The following is a 19,461-nucleotide window of genomic DNA, read 5'->3' on the forward strand; positions in this document are numbered from 1 at the left end:
TTGTGACAAGTTGACAGTATATTGAGTAAATTTGCACCAAACTTAAGGAGAAATGTACGATAATAATCCAACACTGGAAGGATTAGAGTTAAATAAGCCATTGGAAGAGTTTCGTCAGGGTGAAGCTCTAGGTAGTGAGGAGATGGAAAAAGCCGCTTCTGCCAAGAAATTCTATATAGAAAGTTATGGCTGTCAGATGAATTTTAGCGATAGTGAAATTGTTGCTTCTATATTATTTGAACATGGGTTTGGGCTGACAAAAAACCATGAAGAGGCGGATTTGATTTTGTTGAATACCTGCGCCATTCGCGATAATGCTGAACAACGTGTGCGCAACCGACTCAAAGAACTTAAATCGGTGAAAAAAAATAAACCGGATGCGCTTATTGGCATGCTGGGTTGTATGGCTGAACGTTTAAAGGCTGATTTATTAGAAGAAGAAAAATTAGTAGATATTGTTTGTGGCCCTGATGCTTATCGCGATTTACCGGCTTTGGTTAGCAGCGCCGATGATGGTCAAAAAGCTGTAAACGTATTATTAAGTCGGGAAGAAACTTATAGTGATATTAGTCCCTTACGCCTCGATTCAAATGGGGTAACTGCTTTTATTTCCATTATGCGTGGTTGCGACAATATGTGTTCATTTTGTGTGGTGCCATTTACTCGAGGTCGCGAACGCAGCAGAAATGCATTTTCAATTGAAGCAGAAGCACGCGAATTATTTGAACGTGGTTATAAAGAGGTTACACTTTTAGGTCAAAATGTAGATTCATACAAATGGGAAAACCCTGAAACGGGTAATACCATCAATTTTGCACAATTATTAACCATGGTTGCAGAGGTTGCACCTGAACTACGCGTTCGTTTTTCAACTTCACATCCAAAAGATATTACCGATGAAGTATTATATGCCATGGCTAAATACGATAACATCTGTAATTATATTCACTTACCTGTTCAATCAGGAAATTCAAGAGTGTTAGAATTAATGAATCGCACTTATGACCGCGAATGGTATCTAAACCGTATTGATGCAATTCGTCGTATTGTTCCGGATTGTGGTTTGTCAACCGATGTTATTACCGGATTTTGCTCTGAAACTGAAGAAGAACATCAGGACACTTTAAGTTTGATGGAAATGGTGCAGTATGATATGGCATATATGTTTTTTTACAGCGAACGTCCCGGCACTTTAGCTGCAAGAAAATATGCTGATGATATTCCGCATGAAGTAAAAATTCGTCGTTTAAACGAAATCATTCAATTACAAACAAAACATTCTGCAGCCCGCAATCAGGCTGATATCGGTAAAACATTCCGAATATTAGTTGAGAAACGATCAAAACGTTCCGAAAAAGATATGTGTGGCAGAAACGACCAGAATAAAATGGTTGTATTCCCTGCAGAAAATATTAAATCAGGCGATTACGTCAATGTGAAAATAACCAGCGCTACTTCTGCAACATTAATTGGAGTAATGGTTTAAAGTGAAAAAGCACAAATAGAATGGCAGACGAAATTCAATCGATAAAACAACGATTTGGCATTATAGGCAATGCACCTGAACTTAATTATGCATTAAGTATCGCATCGCGTGTTGCACCAACAAATCTTACCGTTTTAATTACAGGTGAAAGTGGGGTAGGGAAGGAAATTTTTTCTCAGATTATTCATCAATATTCAACACGTAAACATGGTCCTTTTATTGCCGTAAACTGCGGTGCAATTCCGGAAGGAACCATTGATTCAGAATTATTCGGTCACGTGAAAGGTTCATTTACCAATGCGTTGGACGATAGAAAAGGATATTTTGAAACCGTTACCGGTGGAACAATATTTTTAGATGAAGTTGGTGAATTGCCAATAGGCACGCAAGCCAGGTTGTTAAGGGTTTTAGAAAGCGGAGAATTTATTCGTGTCGGTTCATCTAAAACACAAAAAACAGATGTGCGTGTTGTTGCAGCAACGAATGTTGATTTGCATAAATTAATCAGCGAAGGAAAATTCCGTGAAGATTTATTTTATCGGTTAAACACCGTGCCAATTACTGTCCCTGCTTTGCGTGAACGTAAAGAAGATATCTTTTTATTATTCCGAAAATTCACCAGCGATTTTTCAGAAAAATACCGAACACCATCAATCATTCTCGATACGGATGCAGTTGAATTATTAAAAAATTATCCATGGCCCGGTAATATCCGCGAATTAAAAAATATTGCCGAACAGGTTTCCGTTTTAAGTTCAGATAAACAGGTAACGGCTGCCGATTTATTACATTTTATTCCGCATAACAGGCAAGCATCACTACCGATGATAACCTCCGGAAAAAATGGTAATGAATTAAGTGAACGCGAATTGTTATACAAGGTACTTTTTGATATGAAAAAAGACCTGAACGATTTAAAACAATTTGTGCTGCACATGGCTGAAGCGAATCAGTTAAAAACCGACGGGCAGGTAAATGCAGATTTTTTTGAACAACAAAATGATTTGCAAACCTTAGTTCCGCAAATGCCAACTGAAATTATTAATAAACAACCTGTTCTAATTAACCACAATAATACCCAGTCGCACGAAATTGTTGAAGAATCATTATCGTTAATCGACAAAGAAAAAGAACTGATAATGAAGGCATTGAATAAACACAAAGGAAAAAGAAAAGATGCTGCACTCGATTTGGGTATTTCGGAACGAACATTGTATAGAAAAATAAAAGAATATAATATCGATGAATAAAACCACCATTACATACGGTTTCCTTTTAATGTGTTGTTTATCATTGATATCCGCAACGTGTAATGTTTCATTAAGTGGCGCAAAAATTCCACTTGATGTAAAAACATTAACGATCAATTATTTCCCTAATCAGGCAGCTTTGGTGGCGCCGGCTTTAAGCCAAACCTTTACGGAAGCTTTAAAAGATAAATTTTTACGGGAATCTGATTTAACTTTAGCCGATAATGGAGGCGATTGGGAATTGAGTGGCGCTATTGTGAAGTATGAAAGTACGCCAATAGCCCCGACAGGAACCGAAACAACAGCGCTTAACCGCTTAAGTATCACCATAAAAGTAGATTTTATCAGCCGTAAAAATGAAACGGAAAACTGGAATCAAACGTTTATGCGATATGAAGATTTTGAAAGCACAAAAACGCTTTCACAGGTAGAAGGTGATTTGTTGCCAAAATTGTCAGAACAACTGGCAGATGATATTTATCAAAAACTAACGCAAAACTGGTAATGTTTCAGGAAGAGTTCAATAGCATAATTAACGACCATGCCAATATCATGGATATTCCTGTTGCCGACGTAAAAGGCATCAGCGAACGATATCCGTATTGTCAGGTTGCCCAGGTGCTTTATGCTAAAAAATTGCGTGAAATGCAGGCGCCTTCCTTTGAACAACAACTCAAAAAGGCTGCAGTTGCTATTTACGATAGAAATGTGTTGTATCAGTTTATCGAAAAAGTAATTACTCCTGTTGCAATTCCGGCAGGTATGGATGAACCGGAAAGCGTTGTTACAATGGTTCAAGAACATGTAAGTGCAGAAGCACCAATTGTTGAGCAAGAAATATTCATACCACAAGAGGATCATAATGAGCCTGTTATGGAAATTAACGATATTATTGAATCAGTTGAACTATTACAAGATGTTCAGGAACAGCCATTTGAGGAACCTGTTGAAGAAAAAGCATTGGAAATACCCGTTTTAATAACTGATATTGAACCGGAACCGGAGCAAATTGCGGAAGTTCAAACAGAAGCAGAAGCTGTTTTGGAAGAAATGATTGAAAGTATACCGGAAATGGAACCTGTAACACAGGAATTGGTTGAAGAACTACCGGTTGAAACGGAAGATGAAATGTTACTAGAAGAAGAAACCCGCAAAACTGACGAACTAGTAGAAAATCTGATCAACGAAACTGAAGGTGAAATATATCTTGAAGCTGAAGAACAAATGGAAATGATGGATGATGAGCCCATTTTTGAGATGCCGGGTTACGATATAGAAACGGAATTGGGGAACCCTCGCAGAGGAAGAAAAAATCAAAATTAACATTCTCAAACCGGTAGAAGAACAGGTAAATGACACAGTTTTTGAAGATTCTTTTATTGGTTGGTTAAATAGATTGGGCAGCCCAACAAAGGGGAAAATGGTGGAAATGAAGGCGGCAAATATGCCTGTCCGAAAATATTTGCAGGCATCGCCCATAGCTGGTATGCCCCTCGAAGAAGCCCGCCAGGAGAAGGTTATAGACGAAATAGTTGCAGGAGAACTCGCACGTAAAAGCTTGCAGGCAGATGAACATCTCGTTACAGAAACGTATGCCAGAATACTCACTATGCAGGGTAAATACCATAAGGCAGTGGACATGTATATGAAATTAAGTTTGCTAAAACCCCAAAAAAGCGATTATTTTGCAGCCTTAATTGATCAGATAAAAAAACGAATCAAATAATATGTTATTTACAATCATTATAATTATTGCAATCATTGCAGCTGTGTTGCTTGGTCTTGTAGTGTTAATTCAAAACCCTAAAGGTGGTGGATTAAGTGGTTCATTTGGTGGAACTGCCAATCAGATTTTTGGTTACAAAAGAACAACCGACGATATCGAAAAAATTACATGGGCACTGGTAATCATTGTGTTTACACTATGTTTATCTGCTGTTGCCGTAAAACCTACACAAAGTGCTGAAAATCAGGGTGGTGGAATTGGAACTGAAGCTGATCGTTCAGCAGCTACTCAAGGTGTAATCCAAAACACAGAAGATCCTAATGCTCAACCTATTGAAACTCAGCCTGAAGGTGGCGAACAACCGGTTGCTGATCCTCAAAGTAATTAATAAAAAGTTATTCAAAAAGCTGATACTCAACCGGTATCAGCTTTTTTTTTGCCCTTTTTTTGTCATTTTCTGCCCCCACTATTCAAATTCAACCTTAAAATTGACCGATATCGTTAATTTTAATCATGATTCGAACCGTTTTTACCCTCGCATTTTGCTTTATAACGCTTTTCGTTGCCGCTCAATCTGTTACTAAACGAGTGCTTTTTATAGGCAACAGCTATGTTTATACTAATAATCTGCCTCAGGAATTAGCTAACGTGGCTGCATCTATGGGCGACGAAGTGATTTTTGACAGTAATGCTCCGGGTGGATATACATTCGAACTCCATTCAACCAATACTACTACTTTATCAAAAATAGCAACCGGAACATGGGATTATGTGGTGCTGCAGGAACAAAGCCAAATTCCATCTTTCCCTATCGATCAGGTAGAAACGGAATGTTTTCCATTTGCGACAATTCTGAACGATTCAATTATTGCAGCGAATGCATGCACAGAAACGGTGTTTTTTATGACCTGGGGAAGAAAAGAAGGAGATGCCGGCAATTGCCCTTTCTGGCCACCGGTTTGCACGTATTCGGGTATGGATAGTCTGCTGAACCTCCGTTATAGGATGATGGCTGAGGATAATGATGCACTTTTATCTCCCGTTGGACAGGTTTGGCATTATATACGCGACAATCATCCTGAAATCGAACTATATAATGCTGATATGAGCCATCCATCATCTGCAGGTACCTATGCAGCAGCAATAACATTTTACAGTCTACTGTTTCAGAAAGACCCAAATTCAATAATTTATAATGGCACTTTATCTTCAACAGATGCTACTGCTATAAAAAATGCAGCACAAGCAGTTGTTTTCGATAGCCTTGAAGTTTGGCACGTTTACGATTATTTACCGAAGTCTGAATTCGACTTTTACAACAGTGGAGTCTATGCTGAATTTTCAAATTACTCCACGAATGCTGACAGCTATTTATGGAAATTTGGCGATGGCACTGAATCTGTTGAAGTTAATCCGACACACACTTATCCTGCTCCCGGCTCATACAATATTGGATTATATGCGATGCGTTGCGGGTTGATTGATTCTTCCTATAAAACAATAACAACTGCAACACTTGCAATTGCAGATAATAATCCTGAATTCAAAGTTAATTTAGTAGCTAACCCTGTTCATTCAATTTTATCGTTTCAGGTAGATAATTACTTTAAAATTCAATGTGAAATTTACAACTACACCGGGACTAAAATATTAGATTTTCCACTGCAGGCAAATTCGGTATCATACCCATTGGAAGGATGGCAATCGGGTAGCTATTTATTAGTATTTAGAGATGAACAAGGAATAGTGGTAAATACAACAGGATTTATAAAATTATAAATTCAGTTATTTTTTGTGTTTTTTCTCGTAAGCCTGAATAATGCCTTCTAAAGTCGGATTATTATCCGGATTGTATTTATCTTTTAAATCATAACCATAAGCTTTACTTAAACTATTCCACCAAAATGCAGAACTGCCACTTTTATATTCTTTTAAAATATCATACATCGAACGATTGGTATTGCGTTCAATAATATCAATTAAAACTTCTCCCTGCGAGCGCGTCAAATTTTTTAATTTGTCTTCAAATGTTGCACGCAATTTATCTTCCAGCTCTTTTTTATATTCCTTTTCATCTTTCCTTTTTTCAAATTTCAACTGCTCTAATTGCCTGATATATTGTACTGCTGAATCAGCATAGGGATAAACTTTTATGACAATATTTTCATATTTGGAATAATTGTAGTTTTTTAAAGGACGGGCCGTAACGGTAAATGAATCGAGCTGCATATAATAAACAGTATCTGCCTCTTCTCCTTTAAAGGGGTTGCCAATTTGTGCAGATACCATCTGAACAGAAAATAGGAATAACAAGCTTGAAATAATCGATTTCATAATGTGTGTTATACAAATAGTATGCTAATCATTTAATTACAACAGGTTTAATCTTATCGGTATAGGTGCTCATTGTAGCTGCAGTATGGGTTATAGCCTTCAAAACTTCATCTGCATAATACTTATTTACAAATTCCGGTAAACTGCTATCCTGTGCATTAAAAACCGGAAATACGACATGCAGTTTTTTCGCGTCGTTTTTACCTTTATATACCCACGTTGGAACATAATCTACTGATACTATTTTGATAGAATTCGTGTTGAGGTTTTTTTCCAGATGGATATTAAAAACCACACCCTCATCTGTATACTCATCCTGTTGATTGCTGATAAAATTACCCATCGAATAAGCAACAAATCCGGTATCTAAAGTACTGTTTACCCCTTTGAAAAAATCGGCAGGCTGCAAAACATGCGGGTGACTTCCTAAAATTAAATCTGCCCCACATGCTACTGCATAATTTACGAAATTTTGCTGATAAGCATTTGGTAAACGCTGATATTCTTCTCCAAAATGATAAAATACAATAACCAGTTCAGCTCCTGCTTTTCTGCTAGCGGCAATATCTTTTGCAATTAATGCAGAGTCGCATAAATTAACCAGATATGGTTTTCCTTCAGCAAGCGGATTGCCGTTAGTAGAGTAGGAGAAGGCAACTATACCAACTTTTACACCTTTAACATCCATGATCCTGATTGAATCACGGTCTTTTGCTGATTTAAAGGTTCCTGTAGTTGGCAGATTTAAATCATGCAATACATCAAGTGTTCTGAGTATTGCCTTTTCACCATTATCATTACTGTGATTATTAGCCGTTATGATAAAATCAAATCCAATGTTTTTTAATGCAATTACATAATCATCAGGCGTATTAAAATAAGGGTAGCCTGAATAAGGTTTCGAGTTACCTGCCAGTGTAGTCTCGAGATTGCCTAGCAATAAATCCGGCTTTTGTAACCAGGGCAATATATATTCAAAACATGGTTCAAAGTGAAAGGTATCCTCACCAACGCGGGCATAATTAAATTGGGTACTGTGACACATCAAATCGCCAACAGAGGATATGGTAAATTGCACAAGTGAATCTGACTTGGGAATTGTGTCAGTATTAGCAATTACAACAGAACCGGAGCTTCCGCAAGTGGATTGCATACCAAAACAAGGTATCACCAGCAGAAGAAATAAGAAACGCATCATATTTTTATTTGAGGACAAAAATAGGATGAACTTCAATCTCTTTTCTTTTTATTGGTAACAAAAAATGAAAGCACTCCTCCAACTATCAAAACAACAAAAACAATGGAAACAATATAAAATTGAGTCATGTCTCCATCACCATGTGATTGCGATTTTAATGTCAAATTTGCAACAAACATCATGCATAATAACATGGTGTATTTTAATGGGCGTACGATTTGTTTTGACAGCATAAAAGAGGTTTTTGGTGTTTCTAAGGTAATAAATTATACCACAAAACGCAATTTGCAAGTGTTTATATTGTGATTCTGTGTAATTTATACGTCATAACAATAAAAAAACCCGCACAAGGCGGGTTTCCTGATAATCATATAATCATGACAATTATACGACTTCAATAGTATGCATCAATCCTGAATCTGAATTTTCGAGGTTAGTACAAACAACGTTGTATTTACCCGGAGCAACAGTGAAAGGAACAAGACAGGTAACGGTTTCACCAGGTAACATCAACACGGTGTCTTTCCATGAACGTTCCCAAATTTTGGTAGTTCCACGGCCACCTTCGCGTGATAAAATCTGGAATTGAACACCCTGAATATGCATTGCACGAGGTTCTTTACCATCTGTATTGTTAAATACCCATTTTTCGGTTGTTCCGGCAGTAACTGTATAATTTACTGTTCCGGCATCATATGTTTCACCGCTGATAACATGCATGCTTGCAGTGTTTTGTTCAGCTTCATCCTGTGTGATATTGCCATTGCTGATATTTAAATTGCGGGTTTCGCCCGTTACATCACCTTCAGTTAAGGTAGTAACATCTGAAAGGCTGTCCGGAATAGAATATGTTTCAGTTTCAGCAAGTGTGATTACAAATTTCATGATATCAAACCCAAGCGTTCCCTGGTAGTCTCCACCACCTGTAAACGAACGGCTGTTCAACATAATCTCAGTGCCTTCTGCCATAGCAGATAAGTCAACTAATGTATCTACACGTTCACCCGGAGCCAATAAAATGGTTGTAATATCACCACCGGTAGTTTTTAATAAACCACAATCACCACCTATAATGCGGAATGGAACATCTGCATTTGTTGCAATATCAGTTAAACCAAAGTTGAATATTCTTGCATTACTGCCATTGGCAATACGTAAACGATGAATTCTTGTAGAAACATTTTTAAATGGTCCCTGAACACCGTTAACTAATATCGTTCCACCAAAGAAACCGGCCATTTGTTCGCCCGGATTTGGTCCGTAATACATCTGATTCTGATCGTTGAAACGTTTATCAGAAACAATAATTGTAGTAGATTTTAATTCGCCTTCCGGTAAGTTTAATGATGATTCTTCGCTATCCTCAACAAGGAAAAATCCACCCAAACCAAGATTTGTCTGGTAACCTGCAGATTTTTGATAGTGCGGCTGATACATATACAAACCGGCACGATTATTCACCGTAAAGTTGTATGTTTTTGAACCGCCGTTTTCTAATCCTGTTTCAACGCTGTCAGATACACTTGCATCTAACGTTAATCCGCGGAAATTCAGGTTAGTAGTTTCGTTAATATTATTGGTTAAAGTAATGTTTGCAGTATTACCCTTTGTAATTTTTAATGTTGGTCCCCAAATACTGTCAGCATTATATCCAAAACAGAACGTTTCTGTAATACCAATCAGTGTCAATAGATTTTTAGAGGCTGTTATCGTTGCGCTTGATGCCGAATTTACGTTTAAAGTTCTAAACTCATTGGTAAATGGCGGGGCTGGAACTTCAAGTCCGCCAACCGCAAATACTGTAGCAGGGGGAACAATTTCACCACAACTTGCTAAAAAGGCAGCCGGAGTTACAGCAACCGCAGCCGTTCCTGCAAGGGTGTTTCTTAAAAATGATCTTCTGTTCATCTTCTTTCGTTATTTTTTTGGTTAAACTTATCAGATAATGTTTTGTGTTGTGCAATAATGGGAAAACATTTTAAAAATAAACTTACAAGTTGGCTGTTGTTAGTTTGGTCACAAAACGTGGGGCTAAGATAATATTTTATTTGAATGTTAAAAGTTTTTAACTCTTGTTGATAATTATTTCTTACTTCCATTCCCAATTTGGAATTAATCCACGTAATCCCATATCAGTTACCTGTTCTGTATTTTCGGCATTTGCTGCATCTATATCCCATGCTCCATTTCCATTAGTATCAACCCACTCAAAACTTTCATTTATGGAAAACGAAAATGTAATATATAATTCACCGGTTTCATCACCATTAATCACAAGTGGTTCAGCAAACCTGCCGGTTATTACACAAGAGCCTGCAGGAACGGGTGAGGTTGCATCAATAGGATTAACAACTGTAGTTGCACCTGCCGGGGACTGACCGGTATAGATGGCATTATAATCGGCCAAATCGCCTGTAAATAGTGTTTCAAAGCCCCAAAAGCCCTGACTCTTATTTGCATAGATCGGTGTTGTAAGATTTTCTATGTTAAGGTCGCGGATATAAGTTCTGTAGCCGATAAAAGAAGCTATCGTTCCTGACTGATCAGGCAGGTTTCCAATTATTGGAATATTATTTACATTGTAATTTACAGTATACTGCTGATAAGCAACGGATACTCTAACATATTCATAAGTACCGGGTACCAATCGCTCGAGATTTATTTTTAAGAAATCAGCACCGGCTTCAGCTACAAGTGATGAATCAAAATCAATTGCACCATCACCACCTGCCTCGGTTTCAGGTGCGAGATATAATACAGTGCCATCCTTAAATGGTGTGAATTCATCCGCTGAAAGTTCGATATAATGAACGCTCAATAATTTGAAATCCGGTGTTTGTGTAGCATGACCTGCCGGAACAGTTGATGGGTTGCCTAAATTATCCAAGCGCTCCTGTGTTGCATCAAATTCGAAACTGAAGTGGATATCATTAAATGTACGCACATCTTTATTGCAGGCACTTAATGTTAATATCACAATAAGTGTTCCCGTGTAAGCAAAAAGCCTTGTTTTGTTTTTCATCGCTTATTGGGTAAAGATAGCTGATGAAATTGAAAATGTAATTACATATTAAGCTACTTTGTTACTAATTATTTCATCCATTTTCTCAACATTATTGGCAATAAATATACATCAGGCCATACTGCAGAAAACAGTGTAATCCCCGTCAATAACCCAATATTAAAGGTTGCCGCAGTGGGAGAGAGCATCAAAATCATAAAACCAAAAAACAATATCACCGACATAATAAACACAGCCTTTCCCGTTTCTTCAAAAGTATTGCGAATAGCCGTTTCTACATCGTAACCTTTTTGTCGCTCGATTTTGAATTTCGATAGAAAATGTATGGTGTCATCTACAGCAATACCATAAGAAATACCAAATATTATTGAGGTTGGCGCATCGAGTTCTATCTTGAGTAATCCCATTATTCCGGCACATACGGCAAGTGGAATTACATTCGGAATGATACTGATTACAACCATTTTCCAGTCTCTAAACATAAACGCCATTACAATGCCGATACATAAAAATGCAAGCAATACCCCACTGATAATATTACTGCGCAAATATTGGGTGTTTTTATCGAAAATGATTCCGGTTCCGGTTATCGTAAACTGCACCTTATTTTTATCTGTTTTTGTATCAATAAAATTGCGAATCGATTCCTGAACAACTCTTATACTGTCAGTACCTGCATCACTTAAAAATGAACTTAACCGACCATATTTTTTATCTTCAGAAATCAATAAATTCATTTCTGTTAATTTCACTTTCGACAAATCCCTGGTATATCGGTTAATGGTATTGGTATCTTCCGGCAAAACATATTCGGCAGGATTATCACCATTATAAGCACGATTCATACTTTTGTAAATCATGGTTACACTTTGTAAGCCGTTAACAATATCAAATTGTTTTACATAATTTTCAACCTTATTAATTTCCTGCAAAACGGTAGCATCAGTAATTTGATATCCGGGTTGAGCAACTGCTGCAATTTCCATTGGGCGAAATCCGTTAAAATTAGCTTCAAAGAAATGAAAATCACGGGTCACGGTTTGGTTTTCCGGCATACCTGCTTCCAAATGTATATCGGTGCTAATTTGTGTAATGCCATATGTAAAAATTAACAAGACTACGCTGCTGATAAATAATATACGTCGCGGATAATTTTTACCCGATTGATAAATAAATTCCAGAAACTGATTCCAGTTTTTTGTTTCCTTTACTTTATTACTGTCTAATTGCTCAAGTGAAAATAATTTTAATAAAGGGCTGATAAAAAATAAAACAACTACGTATACAATTAATACACCAAGGCCGGATAAAATTCCGAAAAATTGTATTGGCGGCACATTAGATGTTAACATCGTGGCAAACCCGATTGCTGAGGTAACTGCAGTTAAAAATGTGGCAAACCCAATGTCTGATAACGTGCGATATAATGCAATGTTTTTATTACTGTTTTTTCTTAATTCTACGATGTATTTTCCAATAAAATGTACTGCATCCGATATGCCGACAATAATGATTACTATTGGAAATAATGTGCTCATAACATTCTGTTCAATGCCAGATGCACCTAAGATTCCGGTGAATACAATCAAGGCTACACCAACAGTTAACATGGCCACAAAAACACACCAGAATTTCCTGAACATCAAGTATGTGACTAACCCGACAAGCAAAAAACTAAGTAATGCATATAAGGTAAATTCTTTTTGTTGTATTTTAATTAATTCTACCTGGAAATTTGATTTACCCAATAAATGATAATCTTTTAAATTTTCGGTTCGCATGATATCATGCACGGCATTAACAAGATGTTCAGATTCGGCTTGCGAAAGTGTATCATTTGTTTTTACCATAATGACTGTTGTGGTAAAATCTTCCGAAATTAATTTACCGGTAATACGTTCATCTAATGTTAACCGCGAACTGTCATTTTCATAACGTTCAGGTTCATTAATGTGTAAAGCAGGATAATCAACAAAACCAAAAGGCGATTTAATTACATAATTAAAATTAGTTATCGAATACACCCTTTCCGCCTCATTAATCCGATTTATTTTTTTTGTAGCACTGTCTAAACGAACCAAAAAATCTTGATTAAAAATACCGGTTTCGGGTTTAAATCCTACCAATAAAAAATTGTCATCATGTTCAAATTTTTCTCTGAATAAATAATAAAAGTCCAGGTCTTTATCTCCCTTTGGAAAAAAATCTTCATAATCATATGAAAACTTAAGTTGGAAAGTAAAATAAACCGATAAACCCACCAAAATTGCAAATATGCCTAATGCATATTTTGGTTTCATAGCCGCTACAAGTTTCCAGATATTCATACTACTTTATAAAAATGTTTGGGTTAAAGCATATACTGGCATTACCAGTAACATGTAAATTGTTAACTAAAATCGGCTCTTTGAGAAATGATTGCATGATAAGCTTCAAATTTGGTATGCGTTTACTTAATATTTTGTTTTTAGATGTGCATAAGTGCAAACAATTTGGGTTGCCGACCGTATTATCAGCAGCACAGTAAAATGGACAGTTATGAGCAGATAAAAAATGGAGATGTTCCCGGCGGAAGCGGACAACACATTTTGTATGGGCGGAAGCTCGAATGTCAGACTATTGTAAATTAAAAATCGTTGCTTTACAGGCATAAAATTGATGATTATATTCGCCCTATATACGTTAAAAGGTTTGGAACTGTCTTTAACTAATGTCAATATTTGTGACATTGTTCATAACTGCACACTAAAAATTTGTATAATTTGTAACCAATACATACCTTTATAAGGAATTAATTTTTGCAAACAATAAAAACGAAACATGCTTATGAAGCAATTATTACAAAAGCTTGCGTTTTCTCTCCTCCTTGTTTCGGCTGTAACCTTTACCACATGGGCTCAAGCCCCTGCCAAAGGTAGTGCCGCCATAAACGGAGAAAATGTTATTACCCTTGACATTACCGAACCTTTAGTAGCAGAATACACCTTCTCAATTGCTACCATGGGTTTCAAAGATGACGCAGCCGCAGAACGATTTTTCCTCCTCTGCAGAGACAATCTCATTACTTTTTCAGTAGATGTTGCCAAAAAAGAAGCTACTGTTCAATTACGATTAGAATCTACCGATCCGCGTGGTTGGGGTGTTGCTGAATACAATGCCTACTTTATCAAAGTTGCTGACCGCTATCGCCAGATTCAGTCTGTCGTGAACCAATAACCAATTATTTACAAATAAATTTTACTTGAAATGCAAAGCAAAAGCTACTTTGTTTCGATTCTAATAGCGATTATCTTTTTGAGTTCTTATACAGTCACGGCCCAAATTGTAGGTCCAAACTGCTTTTTGAAGGGTTTATATGTTGAAGTCGGCATTAACACATGTGGAGCATTTGGTTCTAGTGTCGCTCCTCCTGCAGGATACCATCCCACTGAAGGTGGTTTAGGGTTTGTTGCTGATTGGGAATCTGACGGATGGGCAACAGGAACACCAATTTATTGTGGTGACTACTTTGTTCCCGGAACTCCTGTTGAAGGCTGGCAAATTCAAATTGGTGCCAACGTTTGGACCAATACTGATCAAGGCTGTTCACCTTCTGATATACCGGGAGATGTAACTGATTATTCATTTGCAGGCGGTATTTATACCGGAACCTGGACAGGAAATATTACAACACCTACTGTTGATTTAGACGTTACACAAATTACAACTTTACCTGAAGATAAGCTGTATTTTGTGACACGCATACTTTTATGTAACAATGGTGATGAGCCATTGGAGGATGTTTACTACAAACGTAACGTTGACCCGGATAATGACCAGCCTTGGAGCGGTGATTATACTACGAGTAACGTAATTGTATACCAACCACCTGCGGACCCTGAAGCTTTAGTTACTTCAGAAGGTTTAACCTACGGATGTTTCCTTGGTATTGGAGCACGTGATGAAAATGCTCGTGTTTCTTACGGTCTGTTTGCAACCAACGATGGTGACCCTAAAGATGTTTGGGATGCAACAGGCGGTTATACCGGAACCGGCTCAAATACAGATGATGAAGCTAACTCAATCGCATTTTATATACCTGTAATTAATCCTGGTGAGTGTAAATGCGTGGCTTTTGCTTATATCTTAAATGTTGATGACCTTGATGAAGCATTAGAAGCTACTGTTACCTATAACTTAACTGCTGATGATGTTACCGTTTCTTCGGGAGATACTGCTACAGTATGTAATCCGGGTGAAACAGTTGATTTATCAATATTAGGTGCTGATGATTATACCTGGACATGGACACCATCTACAGGCTTAAGTGCAGACACAGGAATTAACGTAACCGCAACAGTAACTGAAACTACTACTTATACTATTACCGGTGTTGGCGGTTTTTGTGGAGATGCAACATTGACAATCACTGTTCAGGTTGATGAAAATGAATTTGCTGACGCAGGCGATGATGTTGAACTTTGTTTAGGCGAAACTACAGTACTTAGTGGCGATGGCGGTGAGTTTGACAACCTTTATTCATGGTCGCCGGCTACATACCTTTCTTGTACAGATTGTCCTAACCCAACTGCAGATATTACAGTTGCCGGAACCTATACCTATACTTTAACAACTTATGATATATATAATTGTCCGGCTACCGATGAAATTACGGTGATCGTACATCCACTACCTGTAGTTGATGCAGGTGAAGACGTTGACTTATGTCCGGAAGGTTCTATTCAACTTGAAGCAACAGGTGCTGTAGACTACGAATGGTCTCCTTCAACCGGTTTGAGTTGCTCTGATTGTCCTGATCCGGTTTGTACCGTAAACGATAATACAACTTATACTGTAACAGGAACCGATGAATTTGGTTGTGTTAATACTGACCAAATAGATGTAAGTGTATTCTCTACATTAGACATCCTGGTTACAGCTGATCCATCTACTATTGACTCATATCTTGGTGAAACTTCTCAACTGGAAGCTACAGGTGCTGAATCATATACATGGACTCCTGCTTTCGGATTAAGTGGAACAGATATACCAAATCCAATTGCTGCTCCAAAAGATACGACTACCTATATTGTTACAGGTGTTGATGCTAATGGATGTACAGATATAGATACGATTACCATTAATGTTATCGGTGAATTAACAGTTGGAATTCCTACTGCGTTTTCTCCAAATGGTGATGGCCATAACGATACATGGGCTCCTCAATATTCCGGAAGCGGATTTATTCAGAGCTATTTGATATACAACCGTTATGGTGAATTGGTTTATTCAGGTGACGGCACATCACCGGGATGGAATGGCGAATTTAATGGTAAAGCGCAGGGAATTGGAACATTTGTGGTAGTGATTAAGGCATATACCAGTTTAAATGAAGAACGATTCTCCAATGGAAACTTTACATTGGTGCGTTAAAATTTTGATTTTGAATAGACAAACCAAAATATATTAAACATAAACAGGAATAAGTGGTTTATCATCAAAACGATAAACTACTTATTCCCGTTTATATAAAGTAACACTGAATTAATAATGAGACACCTACACAAACTCCTCCTGTTGATACTGATAGCAATATCGGTAACGGCAAATGCCCAAATTGTAGGGGCAAATGCTTTTATGAAGGGTAACTTCGTGGAAGTTGGCGTGAACACCTGCGGGGCTTATGGCTCAAACGCATCACCACCGGCCGGCTACCATCCGAATGTTTTCTCCGGATTAGGTTTCGTTGCAGATTCTGACATGGATGGCTGGGCTGTTGGCTCACCTTTCGCCTATTGCGGCGATTACTTCGTTCCCGGTGCTCCGGTTGAAGGATGGCAAATCCAAGTTGGTGCAAGCGTTTATACCAATACCGACCAATATTGCTCCCCAACAAATATTCCCGGTGGCGTAACTTCTTATGACTACACGGGTGGTACATATACCGTTGTTTGGGAAGGTAACTTGGCCGCTGAAGATTAATCTGTAACACAAACTACCACTTTACCTGAAGACAAACGTTATTTTGTTACCCGCATTTTAATTTGTAACGATGGTCCAACCGACCTTACTGATGTTTACTATAAAAGAAATGTTGACCCTGATAATGAAGCTGCATGGGATTGGGCAGGATATACTACCGATAATGATATCGTATTTAACCCGCCAACTGACCCGGATGCTTTAGTTACCGCTGTGGGTTCATCAATGGGTTGTTACCTCGGTATGGGCGCTCGTGATGAAAATGCACGTGTGTCTTGGGGTTGTTTCGGAACAATGGATGGTACACCTGAACAAGCCTGGACCGGCGCATCAGTTTGCCCTTGGTCAGGTGGTTATTCACTTACAGGTTCTTCAACAGGTGACTTTGGAACACAAGTAACATTTAAAATTCCTTTAATTGCAGCAGGCGAATGTCAATGTATTGCCTTTGCTTATATCCTCGACGCTGATGATTTAGACGAAGCATTGGATGCAACTTCTGCAATTGGTGTTGCTGCCGATGGTATCGATATTTCAGCTGAAGGCGTTACGTTAATTTGTCCCGGTGATTCTGTTGACCTCAATATTATTGATGGCGGCGGTTACGACTGGACATGGTCACCATCTGATGGCTTAAGTGCTACAGTTGGAGATACTGTTTCTGCATCACCTTCAGTTACTACTACTTACCTTGCCGTTGGTGTTGGTATTTGCGGTACAATTGAACGTGAAGTAACCGTGCAAGTTCCACCTTCTCCGGTTGCAAATGCAGGTCCTGATAAAGATGTTTGTCCTGGCGACACTGTACACCTCGAAGGTAGCGGTGGCGTTTCATACTTATGGTCACCTCCGGTTTATTTAGATGATGATACTATCGCAAATCCTGCTGTTCAGGGTCCGCTTACAAATATGTTTTATCAGTTAACCGTATTTGATTCAAACGGCTGTCCTGATGTGGATGATGTAAATGTATTTTTACGCGTATTACCTGATGTATATGCAGGTGAAGATCAATATATGGTGGATGGCGGTTTTGCACAATTAAATGCATCCGGTGCATTAACCTATACATGGACACCTGAAGATTTCTTATCTAATCCAATAATTCCGGATCCTACAGCTTATCCTGAGGATACCACTATTTATTATGTTACCGGTGTTGATCAATATGGTTGTGAGAATACAGACTCAGTTACAGTATTTGTATTACCTCAAACCATAATTGCATCACCTACTGCATTTACACCAAACGGTGATGGATTAAATGATACAAACCGATTTTAATTGGTATTGGTGAAATTACTTACTTCTCAATTTACAATCGTTGGGGTGAATTAGTTTATGAAACAGCTGACCCTACAGTTGGTTGGGATGGAACTGAATCTTCAAACGAACAGGAAGTTGGTAACTATGTTGTATTAATCAGAGGTTTAGATGCCTTCGGTGTTGAAATTACGAAGTCATCGATGGTCTTATTAATGAGATAATTTCAATTTTAAAATAAATTAAAAGGCGCATGAGTTTGTTCATGCGCCTTTTTTATTGCTATCATCAATTAAATTTTTTAATTAATCAAATGACTTCGGGATATTCGGATCAGTGATAATAATATAATCACCTTGCTGTAAAAATTTACTCCAGTCAACATTTGGAAATGAAGCATCAGGACCGGATGAGATTACGAGTGTTCTAATTTTCGGATTATAATTTTTTAATTGTGCTACAACGGCAAATCGTTCATCACTGTGAAAACGACCATTAACTTGTAATACTTTATTGCCCTTGTGTTTTTTGTAATATTTTGCAATTGAATAAGCCATTGTTGCATCCCATAACGACTGGCTTTGAATAAAATTAAATCCGCCCATAGCAGCAGCAGTTTTTTTACCTGTTGCAGAATCTACTGATACTTCCATCATAAATAATTCAGTCAATTTATCATAATAAGCACCGCTTGCAGTATCATAGGGCAGGGGAGCCATAAAATCTTTAGAGGCATCAGGTAATGCCATTAATGCAGCCTGACCTTTTCTTCCAACCAAATTGGTATATCTCCCTGCAGCATTCGCACAAATAACATTCAGTTTTTTTGATTTTGCAAACTCAACCATTGGTCGATAGTCATCATAATTACTCCAAACACGCGCTTCTTTCACAAAGTTTTTCTCACGGATATCACTTGTCAAATATTCATCCATAATCGGTTGTACATCGCGCTCAAACATTTCTAGTGATAGCGTAGTTTTATTGCCATAAACCTGATACATCGATTCAAGGAATTTATTTTCTAAATAATGTGCAACTGAGTCATCATGTTCTTCTCCAAAAAATAATACATCATAATTTTTCATGGCCGCAACAACATCTTCAACTGTAACCTCACGCGTTTGTTTTACATCATAAATCCTGTAATTTCCGGGACCAACTTGAGCATAACTTATAAAACTAACTGATACTAAAAACGAAATAAATAATAGTCGCATA

General features: G+C 37.7%; 17 protein-coding genes and 1 pseudogene. 11 read left to right on the forward strand and 7 right to left on the reverse strand.

Annotated features, from left to right (window positions below):
* The first annotated feature begins 52 nt into the window (after positions 1–52).
* The 7 genes from miaB to IPI65_18225 all read left to right on the forward strand — a co-directional run bounded on the left by miaB (position 53) and on the right by IPI65_18225 (position 6,241).
* The gene (gene miaB, locus IPI65_18195) at positions 53–1,486 is read left to right on the forward strand and encodes a tRNA (N6-isopentenyl adenosine(37)-C2)-methylthiotransferase MiaB (protein MBK7443357.1); all 1,434 of its coding nucleotides are present in this window, start codon (positions 53–55) and stop codon (positions 1,484–1,486) included.
* 20 nt (positions 1,487–1,506) lie between these two features.
* Entirely contained in the window at positions 1,507–2,736 is a 1,230-nt protein-coding gene (locus tag IPI65_18200) for a sigma-54-dependent Fis family transcriptional regulator (protein ID MBK7443358.1), read from the forward strand.
* A complete protein-coding gene (locus tag IPI65_18205; protein MBK7443359.1) occupies positions 2,729–3,241 on the forward strand; it encodes an LptE family protein in 513 nt (170 codons plus the stop codon). The genes IPI65_18200 and IPI65_18205 overlap by 8 nt, the downstream gene beginning before the upstream one ends.
* Positions 3,241–4,059: a hypothetical protein gene (locus tag IPI65_18210; protein MBK7443360.1), complete on the forward strand. Its 819-nt coding sequence runs from the start codon at positions 3,241–3,243 to the stop codon at positions 4,057–4,059. Before IPI65_18205 ends, IPI65_18210 begins: the two co-directional genes overlap by 1 nt.
* 106 nt (positions 4,060–4,165) lie before the next feature.
* Positions 4,166–4,462: a hypothetical protein gene (locus IPI65_18215; protein MBK7443361.1), complete on the forward strand. Its 297-nt coding sequence runs from the start codon at positions 4,166–4,168 to the stop codon at positions 4,460–4,462.
* Between the two features lies 1 nt (position 4,463).
* On the forward strand, positions 4,464–4,850 hold the full coding sequence (gene secG / locus IPI65_18220; GenBank protein ID MBK7443362.1) for a preprotein translocase subunit SecG: 387 nt from the start codon (positions 4,464–4,466) through the stop codon (positions 4,848–4,850).
* A gap of 125 nt (positions 4,851–4,975) precedes the next feature.
* Positions 4,976–6,241, forward strand: coding sequence for a PKD domain-containing protein (locus IPI65_18225; GenBank protein MBK7443363.1), 1,266 nt, complete (start codon positions 4,976–4,978; stop codon positions 6,239–6,241).
* 6 nt (positions 6,242–6,247) lie between these two features.
* Here IPI65_18225 and IPI65_18230 read toward each other — a convergent pair whose 3' ends face one another.
* The 6 genes from IPI65_18230 to IPI65_18255 all read right to left on the reverse strand — a co-directional run bounded on the left by IPI65_18230 (position 6,248) and on the right by IPI65_18255 (position 13,316).
* Entirely contained in the window at positions 6,248–6,796 is a 549-nt protein-coding gene (locus IPI65_18230) for a DUF4294 domain-containing protein (protein MBK7443364.1), read from the reverse strand.
* A 28-nt stretch (positions 6,797–6,824) separates the two neighbouring features.
* Complete coding sequence (locus tag IPI65_18235; protein ID MBK7443365.1) at positions 6,825–7,994, reverse strand: CapA family protein; 1,170 nt, start codon at positions 7,992–7,994, stop codon at positions 6,825–6,827.
* 32 nt (positions 7,995–8,026) lie between these two features.
* Positions 8,027–8,227: a hypothetical protein gene (locus IPI65_18240; protein MBK7443366.1), complete on the reverse strand. Its 201-nt coding sequence runs from the start codon at positions 8,225–8,227 to the stop codon at positions 8,027–8,029.
* Between the two features lie 151 nt (positions 8,228–8,378).
* Complete coding sequence (locus tag IPI65_18245) at positions 8,379–9,902, reverse strand: multicopper oxidase family protein (protein ID MBK7443367.1); 1,524 nt, start codon at positions 9,900–9,902, stop codon at positions 8,379–8,381.
* A 181-nt stretch (positions 9,903–10,083) separates the two neighbouring features.
* Positions 10,084–11,016 carry a hypothetical protein gene (locus tag IPI65_18250; protein ID MBK7443368.1) on the reverse strand — a complete coding sequence of 311 codons (933 nt, stop codon included), beginning with the start codon at positions 11,014–11,016 and terminating at the stop codon, positions 10,084–10,086.
* Positions 11,017–11,084: 68 nt separating this feature from the next.
* Positions 11,085–13,316, reverse strand: a complete 2,232-nt coding sequence (locus IPI65_18255) for an MMPL family transporter (GenBank protein MBK7443369.1) — start codon at positions 13,314–13,316, stop codon at positions 11,085–11,087.
* A gap of 526 nt (positions 13,317–13,842) precedes the next feature.
* Between IPI65_18255 and IPI65_18260 the strand changes: the two genes are divergently transcribed.
* The 4 genes and pseudogenes from IPI65_18260 (at position 13,843) to IPI65_18275 (ending at position 18,464) form a co-directional block, all read left to right on the forward strand.
* Positions 13,843–14,232, forward strand: a complete 390-nt coding sequence (locus IPI65_18260; GenBank protein MBK7443370.1) for a hypothetical protein — start codon at positions 13,843–13,845, stop codon at positions 14,230–14,232.
* Positions 14,233–14,358: 126 nt separating this feature from the next.
* Entirely contained in the window at positions 14,359–16,428 is a 2,070-nt protein-coding gene (locus IPI65_18265; protein ID MBK7443371.1) for a gliding motility-associated C-terminal domain-containing protein, read from the forward strand.
* Between the two features lie 117 nt (positions 16,429–16,545).
* On the forward strand, positions 16,546–16,977 hold the full coding sequence (locus IPI65_18270; GenBank protein MBK7443372.1) for a hypothetical protein: 432 nt from the start codon (positions 16,546–16,548) through the stop codon (positions 16,975–16,977).
* A 225-nt stretch (positions 16,978–17,202) separates the two neighbouring features.
* A pseudogene (locus tag IPI65_18275) lies at positions 17,203–18,464 on the forward strand (gliding motility-associated C-terminal domain-containing protein).
* An 81-nt stretch (positions 18,465–18,545) separates the two neighbouring features.
* On the opposite strand, the gene IPI65_18280 reads toward IPI65_18275, so the two are convergent.
* The gene (locus IPI65_18280; protein MBK7443373.1) at positions 18,546–19,460 is read right to left on the reverse strand and encodes a ChaN family lipoprotein; all 915 of its coding nucleotides are present in this window, start codon (positions 19,458–19,460) and stop codon (positions 18,546–18,548) included.
* Between the last annotated feature and the right edge of the window lies 1 nt (position 19,461).

This window comes from Bacteroidota bacterium (assembly GCA_016706255.1).
Classification (GTDB): domain Bacteria; phylum Bacteroidota; class Bacteroidia; order Chitinophagales; family BACL12; genus UBA7236.